A 7,523-nucleotide genomic window follows, 5' to 3' on the forward strand; every position below is an offset into this window, starting at 1 on the left:
TGATTTTTAAGCTTATTAATACCATATAATAATGAAATTATATTATTATAAGAGGAAAAATTGATGAGATTACTGCTGGCTCTTTTATTACCTTTTACTGTATTTTTTACAATCGGAAAGCCTTTCCAGGGAATATTTTGTTTATTATTACAATTTACACTAATAGGTTGGATTCCTGCAGCAATTTGGGCGGTTTATGCGTTAAGTAATTGGCGTACTGATCAAAAGTTAAAAAAATATCAATAGGTTTATTGAGAATATTAAGAATAACAAGCCACCTACTAAGGTGGCTTTTTTATTGGGTAAAAATGATGGATTTATTATTAACAGAAGACTGGGATTTAACGTTGGATCTTAACGGTAATATTGCTGTTTGTGAAGCACCATATTCTATTGCACAACAGGCTGCAAATGAGATTAAATTGTTTGAGGGAGAAGGATGGTATGACCGTTCCCAAGGAACACCTCATTTTGCAAAAACATTAGGGGTTAACAGTAATCTTGGGCTTATTCGCAATGTATTATTAAACCGGGTGAATGGTGTAGATGATGTTTTCCGTAGCGATATTGATATGTATATCGACAGTTCTCGTGTCTTGCACGGAAATATTTTTATAACTAGCAAAAGCGGAGAAATGATTAATGTCGTCTATTAGTGAAAAAAAAGAGATACAGACCAATGTTCAAGAATTAACATTTGGACCTAGGGGAATTGATTTACCAGAAGAAAGTACAATTCTTAATTGGGTTATTGAAGATTTTAAAAATGCGTTTGGGAAGGATCTAAAATTTACAAATGAGCGCCAAGAGTTGCTCTTATCCACTCCTCAAGGGCAGCTTGCAACAGCATGGGCGGCGATAATTTCTGATCGTAATCGGTTATTAGCTTATTATGTGAACCAAGTTGATCCGAACTATGCAATGGGGCGTATGCAAGATGGTATCGGACGTATTTACTTTATCGAACGCAGAAAAGCGTCCGCTACTCGGGTTGTTGGTAAATGTAGTGGGGCAGTCAATACAGTCATCCCTGTAGGAACAAAAGTTAAAGATCAGTTGGGTAATCTTTATGAATCTATAGGTGAGGATGCTGTAATTATAGATCAAGACGTACCTGTGTTTGATGAACATAATAATTATGTTTTGGATGAACATAATAACCCTGTAACGTCAAAAGAAAGCTGTGTTTATATAACGTTTAAATGTGTTGAGGACGGGGCAATTTCATGTCCCGCTCGCAAGTTAACAGAGCGATACCAAGTCATTCCGGGTTGGGAAAGCATTACGAATGAACAAGATGGAGAAGTTGGATCCGACACGGAAAGTCAGGCACAATTTGAGCAAAGACGTCGGTTGTCTGTGGCTGTTAATTCAGTCAATAGTGTTGATAGTATCATGGCGGAGCTTTTAAATTCTGTATATGAAGAACAAGATCACAATGGTAACATCCGTAAGAATATTCCAATCTGTCAAGACGCATATGTAACCGAAAATTCTGAGAGTATTTCTAAAACTATTGGTTCAGTTGTTTTAGAACCGCATTCAATTTATGTGTGTGTAGCTGCATCAGGAGGTTATGAAAATGAACAAGCAATTGCCAAAGCTATTTGGAGGAAAAAACCACCTGGTTGTGGGATGAATCTAACATATCCACAAAAGCCAAACAGTCATACAGTTACTATTTTTGACGATAGTAAAGATGATCTTGGTAATTCACTTTATAGTAATCCACCACAATACAATATTACTTATTTTTATGCCACAACAGTGCCAATTCAAATTTATATATCTATGACCAGGTCTCCCTCTGCGCCTAAAGATGCTAGAGATCAGGTGAAAGATGCAGTTTTTAAAGCATTTCAAGGCGGCGATGGGTCGGTCAGACCACGCATAGGATCTGTAATTTATGCTTCGAATTTTTATTCCCCTATTCAAAAACTGGGAAATTGGGCTGTAATAAGAACATTATTGATTGGTCGAGATGGTGGTTCTGGTAATGAGGTAAAAGTAGGAATTAATGAAATTCCTTCTTTAGATAAATCTTATATTACGGTGAATTTTGATGACTGATAATATATTATGTTCAGATTCAAAAAAATGTTGTTCAGATGATGCACCTGTTTGTCTTGATCCCAAAGTAACCGTAATTGCACAATATGCAAACTCACCGATAATTTTGCAGCTAATTGAGTTTTGGGGAGATAACATACAAGTTTGTGGTTTTTTTAAAGATTTTTATAGAAATATTTGGCATATCGACTGTGCAAACGGATATGGTTTAAATATTTGGGGAAATATTGTTGGTATTAATCGAACGGTTAAGACTTTTACAGGGTTCTTTTGGGGATTTAACGAAGAAACAATGTTACTAGCCCGACCATATCATGATGATACGGGATATAATGATCGTTTAACAGACTATGAAGACCGTAGGACGGCGATTGGTAATTTTCGAGATTTCCAAGAGTTGGAAAGTGAAATTACTTTCAGCGATGAGAATTTTCGAAAATTAATCTTAGCGAAAGCAGCGTCTAATATTAGTAATTATACAGCTTCTGATCTTAACAAATTTCTTATGATGATTTTCGGCACAAAGGACGAAAATGGGAAAAACCTTCACGAAGTCTATGTCCAAGATAATCAGGATATGAGCATGACGATTATCTTTAATTGGATATTAAGCAGCGATGAAGTTGCCATTATCTTAAACGCAGGAATTTTATTTAAACCCGCAGGGGTAGAATTAAAAGTCGATTTTCTATTAAAAAAGTGAGGTTTTCAAATGTCTATCACAAGACCTAAGTTATATTTATCAAAATGGGCTGAAAATGGAAAACGGTTTGACGTACCAGATAGTGTTTCAGATACAGCAATGGGTAAAGCAAATATACAAACAGGATTTCCAGAGGTTACAATGAAATCTGTTCTTAATGGTGGTGTTCCACCTTGGGGACAGGATCATAATGGAATTTTAAATCGTATTACTCAAGATATTCAGTGGGAGCAAGCTGGCGGAATGCCTGTATTTAATGCCAGTCTATGTAATAAAATGATTGGTTACCCGCTTGGTGCTGAGCTTAGATCTACTCGATATCCTTATGTTTCATACGTTAATATGGTTGAAGGAAATTTAGAAAACCCAGACAATAGTACAAACATAGATAGTTATTGGAATGGAACCAGACTTGGAAATGGTTGGGCAATTAAAACAATTTTGTCCAAAGATCCAGATAACATTTCTTATCTTGATAGTGATTTTCGTATCCTCACCAAAGTTGCAGGGGCTCAAACAAACTTATATGTAAGATTATCTGACAAAAGTAATGAAGAGCAGGCAAAAAAAATTGCAAATGGTAGTAAAGAAAAGCCATTTATTCATCCACAGGATGCAATCAATGCTATTCCTGATGGTGGAAATGGTAATATATATATGTGGCATTCAGATATTTTTACTCTAGACTCTTGGAATATTAGTAGAAAAAACGTTGTTTTTTATCCATGGTTTGCAGATGATGATAAAACGATTACAGATTTGCAAAATATTCTTGTTGAGCATATATATTTCTTTTCAGTTTATTTGATGAAAAACTATCCTCGGGTACAGGTAAATATTAATATAAAAAAAGGTGCGGTAATACCAAATACATATGATCCAGGTTTATTTTCTGGAAATGGCGGTAATGTAGATTTTTACGGCTTTAATTTTATCGCTACTCAAAAAATACCAGATGGATTTACGATGAATGGTGCATCTCCTTTTTCTCCACAAATAACTTACCAGTTTGTTGGATGCATTTTTACAAACGTAAGTTACTTAGACTATTGGTTTAATGGTTGGCAAAATAGTATTACTTATGACATTAAATTTGACCATTGTTTGATAGAAGGAAATAAAAATCAATTTATCAATTTAAAAAATGGTACTGTAAATATTAATACATCTACTGATGAAGATTGGACTTGGGTTAAAGAGTTAACAGAGCGTGATATTGGTTACTTACAAGGTAATAATTCACGTGCTTATTTAGAAAAACGGTCGAGTTATAATAATTTTGATATGAAAATAATTGGATATTTAAATAAAGATCAAGACAAACCTATTTATTACCCAAATGGTCTGAATACGAATTTCGATTTGGTATTTGATTAAAAATTATTAGATTAAGAATCCCACTATTACTTAAAATTTATTAAGTATAGAGGCGATATTATGAAAAAATACAATAACTGAAATTTAAATTATTCAAATAACTATTTTCAATGCTAGTCGATAGACAGCATTTCCTTTTTTTATATCCTTTATCTTTAATTGGATATGAATGTGTATTGAGATTCAAATCACTTGAAATGCAGGTATTTAATTAAAGGCTGCTGCGGCTGAACTCAAAGTAAATAATCAATATTAAATAAGGTTTTTATATGTCTATAACGAGACCTGGGCCCTTTTTGTCAAAATGGGCAGAAAATGGGCAGCGCTTTGACGTGCCTGATAATGGTGCAGATATCGCAAATGGCAAAGCTGATATTCAAACAGGCTTTCCAGAGATTACAATGAAATCGGTGATTAATGGTGGTGTTCCCCCTTGGGGACAGGATCATAATGGGATTTTGTACCAAATAACACAAGCTATTCAATGGACACAAGCTGGTGGGGTGCCAAGTTTTAATCAAGCATTAGTTGAGAAAAATGGTGGATATTCAAAAGGACAAGTCCTGCAAGGGGATGATTCGTCCAAGCCTTGGGTATTATGGATATCTGTTCAAGATGGAAATACAAACAATCCTAATGAGAATAAGATAAATTTAGCTAGTGTACAAAATGGATGGCGACGATATCCAGTTATTGAAGAAAAAGACGGTGCAACTCTTTATTATAATGATAATGGTGAATTAGCCATTTTTACGGCACAAAATACAAATTATAAGTACGTATCTTGGTCAACAGGGAGTGATATAATAGGTGATGGTTCTTTACAGAAGCCATTCAAAACGATTGATAAAGCAATTACAGTTTCTCCTTCTGTGGGTAATATTATTATTTATTTAGCAGATCAAGATGATCATTATTGGATAGGGTACGGTGATGTTGACAAGATGATAGATAAAGAGACTAAACAGTGGAATATAGATACATTACCAGGAAAAATATATACAGAAGAAGATAAGCAAACTACTAATCCTGACAGTATTAATTTTGGTTATCTTAGTATGGGTACAAGAAATATTACTTTTGCTCCTTATCAGTTGGGTAAACGTCCAGATGAAGATTTGTGGAATATCTATCAGAATAAATTGCAAGAAGTTCTTGTTGATGGTGCAATGTTTTACTCTGCGGACAAAGCCACATTGGATGCGATAGGATTAAGAAGACCAAATATTATTTTATGTTGGAAATATGGTCATGCTAAGCCAAAGGATTATTGGACAACAACATATATTAGATGGTGTGGATTAAATGGTATTGCTAATGCTTATACGGTTTTGTTCAATGCTATAGAATTCAAAATAGCGCATTCAGCACTATTAGATTTTTCACCATTTGGTAATAATATTGGTTGGGCTGAATCAGGTTATAATTTTATGTTTAATGGTTGTATTATTGGTGAACAATGTCATTCAGGTAAAAGCTTTATGTTTGGTGCAGGAGAGACTAATTCATCAAGTTTAGTTTTTAGAAGACCCAATTATTTTGCAGACCCCATATTAAATAAAGATAATAATAATTTATATTCAAAATATGAAGAGCAATATAAAAAAGATTATAAAGTAAACTATGAAGATATCCTAAAAAAACAATATGAAGACATCCTTAACAAACAATTAGTTACGATCAGTGCAAAAGGGACGGTAGGGATAACTGCAGATCAGGATGGTTCATCTTGGATCGTTGATTTAAGTGGTGAAAAATATACGATAAACGGTATTATAAAACCTTTTATAAATGTTTTAATAATGGCTGCTAATGTTCAAAAGTTTCTTGGTAATTCATTAATTTATAATCATGGTACTTTAGACAAAGTCAAAATACAATCAACAAATTCAGAGAAGTACAAATCTATCAATCCTAACTTTGACATTACATAGGTGTAATATTATGGAACTTTTATCCAGTTTTAGTGCAAATCCATTACGGATTTACACAGTTCCTAAGCGAATTAAAAATAAAAAAGGAATCTCAACTTTTCCAGCAAAACATATTGTTTCCCATTTAGATTATTCAATTGACTTTTCTAGTCAATTAAATAATGGCGAAGTTATTATAAATGGCAAAATTATATGTAATCGTATTGAGCTAAAAATTAATTCGTCTTTTTTTAGACAACAATCTTTAACTGCTTTTCTTTCTGGCGGGCGCGAAAGTCTTTCATTTTATTTAACTTTTATCATTAATACAAATCAAGGAAATGAGTTTATTCAAGAGATGATTTTGCCGACTTATGGCTTTATTGCCGATACGAATAACAATACAAACTATAAAATGATAGTCTTTGATACAACAAGTCAAATTCCAAATTTTGCACCTTCTTCAAATGCACTAGCAGTTAATGGTTATTATTTTATTAATAATAAAAATTCATATATATTGGTATAAACAATGTTAACTAAAAAAAACAAAAAAGATTGCTGTATGGTTAGCAATCTTGAATTTTGTGAACAAAATAGCTGCAACGAGACATCTTCAGATGCTGTTGAAGTTGTTCAAAAAACAAACATGATATTATCTAATGATCAATTTCTTATTTTGAGAACTCTGAATGGAAATGAGCAGGGTATCTACAAAGCAGCTTTTAGTGACCTAGCTCCGGAAGTAGCGTTACTTATTATAGAGCAAGCGACAAAGGCTATGCCTCGCACCGATCCTTCTGATGGGCGTTCATTATGGATTGATGAAGGGTTTATCAGAATTGCCTCTGGTGATCCTACGCAGTTAGGAACTATTGCGCCCACAGCGATGCAGAAATCATTGGCGGAGGCATTTAAGGTATTACCAACCTCTGATCCTGGTGATGGTGGTCCATGGTTAAATGGTGGTGTATTGATGCGTGGTTCGGATAGTAATTTGGCTGGATGATAGAGAAATTACTATGTGTAATTTTGACAAAGTATGATAGAATAAGTACTAAGATACTATTTCTTTATCATCATTTTAAAGACCTTATCTTAAAATTTTGCATATTTTATGCGATATGCTGGTCCCCTTAATTTTTCAGATAAAAATGACCAACAGATTGTGGTGGCAACCATTTATTTACGATTAATGGGGTATATTTATGTTTGATTTATCAGGCATATAGATGATTAATTTTCATATATTATATTTTTTTAATAAACCGCTCAAGCAATTGGGGCGGTTTTTTTTATAACATAATAATTTACAATAGGAACGAATAATGGTTTTTAATAATTCGAGCAAGATTGAAGGTGGTAAGATTATTATTTTACCGTCTGGTTGTTTAGGAACGACGGAGATTGATTTACAATGTAAATCGCCGACTGAGTCTGTATTTTATCAATTTTCGATG

General features: G+C 33.5%; 8 protein-coding genes. All 8 read left to right on the forward strand.

Annotated elements, in window-relative coordinates; all coding sequences use genetic code 11:
• Positions 1-63: 63 nt before the first annotated feature.
• The 8 genes from PQG54_RS10960 to PQG54_RS10995 all read left to right on the forward strand — a co-directional run bounded on the left by PQG54_RS10960 (position 64) and on the right by PQG54_RS10995 (position 7,072).
• Positions 64-246 carry a YqaE/Pmp3 family membrane protein gene (locus PQG54_RS10960; RefSeq protein WP_271790537.1) on the forward strand — a complete coding sequence of 61 codons (183 nt, stop codon included), beginning with the start codon at positions 64-66 and terminating at the stop codon, positions 244-246.
• 62 nt (positions 247-308) lie between these two features.
• On the forward strand, positions 309-656 hold the full coding sequence (locus PQG54_RS10965; protein ID WP_271790536.1) for a hypothetical protein: 348 nt from the start codon (positions 309-311) through the stop codon (positions 654-656).
• Complete coding sequence (locus PQG54_RS10970; protein WP_271790535.1) at positions 643-2,070, forward strand: baseplate J/gp47 family protein; 1,428 nt, start codon at positions 643-645, stop codon at positions 2,068-2,070. The genes PQG54_RS10965 and PQG54_RS10970 overlap by 14 nt, the downstream gene beginning before the upstream one ends.
• The gene (locus PQG54_RS10975; protein ID WP_271790534.1) at positions 2,063-2,773 is read left to right on the forward strand and encodes a DUF2612 domain-containing protein; all 711 of its coding nucleotides are present in this window, start codon (positions 2,063-2,065) and stop codon (positions 2,771-2,773) included. The genes PQG54_RS10970 and PQG54_RS10975 overlap by 8 nt, the downstream gene beginning before the upstream one ends.
• A gap of 9 nt (positions 2,774-2,782) precedes the next feature.
• A complete protein-coding gene (locus PQG54_RS10980) occupies positions 2,783-4,150 on the forward strand; it encodes a hypothetical protein (protein WP_271790533.1) in 1,368 nt (455 codons plus the stop codon).
• 269 nt (positions 4,151-4,419) lie between these two features.
• Complete coding sequence (locus PQG54_RS10985) at positions 4,420-6,084, forward strand: hypothetical protein (RefSeq protein WP_271790532.1); 1,665 nt, start codon at positions 4,420-4,422, stop codon at positions 6,082-6,084.
• Positions 6,085-6,094: 10 nt separating this feature from the next.
• Positions 6,095-6,592, forward strand: a complete 498-nt coding sequence (locus PQG54_RS10990; RefSeq protein WP_271790531.1) for a phage fiber-tail adaptor protein — start codon at positions 6,095-6,097, stop codon at positions 6,590-6,592.
• A 36-nt stretch (positions 6,593-6,628) separates the two neighbouring features.
• Entirely contained in the window at positions 6,629-7,072 is a 444-nt protein-coding gene (locus tag PQG54_RS10995) for an LSm family protein (RefSeq protein ID WP_271790530.1), read from the forward strand.
• Positions 7,073-7,523 lie beyond the last annotated feature (451 nt).

Origin of the sequence: Commensalibacter communis (assembly GCF_947179015.1) — a bacterium.
Lineage (GTDB): Bacteria > Pseudomonadota > Alphaproteobacteria > Acetobacterales > Acetobacteraceae > Commensalibacter > Commensalibacter communis.